The organism is Methylobacterium marchantiae (genome assembly GCF_042679825.1).
GTDB lineage: Bacteria > Pseudomonadota > Alphaproteobacteria > Rhizobiales > Beijerinckiaceae > Methylobacterium > Methylobacterium marchantiae.
Genome location: NZ_JBHTND010000098.1, coordinates 1 through 559, shown reverse-complemented (window position 1 = coordinate 559; position 559 = coordinate 1). Strand labels below are relative to the sequence as shown.

The 559-nt window shown below is 50.8% G+C and carries 2 protein-coding genes; both read right to left on the bottom strand.

All coding sequences use genetic code 11. The features are described from left to right. Positions 1-119: 119 nt before the first annotated feature. Positions 120-326, bottom strand: coding sequence for a hypothetical protein (locus ACFQ4G_RS22005; protein ID WP_379041149.1), 207 nt, complete (start codon positions 324-326; stop codon positions 120-122). Then, the coding region (locus ACFQ4G_RS22000) for a hypothetical protein (protein ID WP_379041147.1) at positions 323-559 on the bottom strand (237 nt) is incomplete at its 5' end. The genes ACFQ4G_RS22005 and ACFQ4G_RS22000, both read right to left, overlap by 4 nt.

Below are 559 nucleotides of genomic sequence, written 5' to 3'. Positions count from 1 at the left end.
ACCAGGCTCCAAAGCCACGGAATCAGCCATACGCATACACCTACAGCCAGCCCGCCCAGGATGAAACAGAACACCATGAATGCCGTAATCGACTTGCTAATGTGATCGCCGTACATACCTCACTCCCCATCCAGTCCGAGTTCTTTCATTAGGGCGTCTGCCATATCCACAGCATCGATTGCAACAGCCTTGCCAAATGTCATTGTTGAATAATCGTCTCTCTCACTGAGGTGTGAAAAATCAATCGCACATGATCGAGACAGCAATCCCTGCATCGCCTTCCCAGCCAACTCAGCCCTAAGTTTGATCTTATCGCCGTTAGTCATTCCCATTCCTCCGCGTCGGCCTGAGCCTCTGCATTCTCAAAGATCATTCGCTTCTGATCGTCAGTGAAAGTATCCCAAGCCGCCCGCATCTCGCCGCTGATATATCGCCGCCAATCATGGACATACTTGAAATACTCATTCGGCCACTCAGGGCTAATCCAATCCTTGCTCATTCCTGCATCTGCAATAGTCACCGTCAAATGCCGGAACCTGGCATCTGCCTTCAGCGATTC

Excerpts from the sequence above, each read along its gene's own strand:
- ACFQ4G_RS22005 (WP_379041149.1), bottom strand. The coding sequence starts at position 326 with ATGACTAACGGCGATAAGATCAAACTTAGGGCTGAGTTGGCTGGGAAG.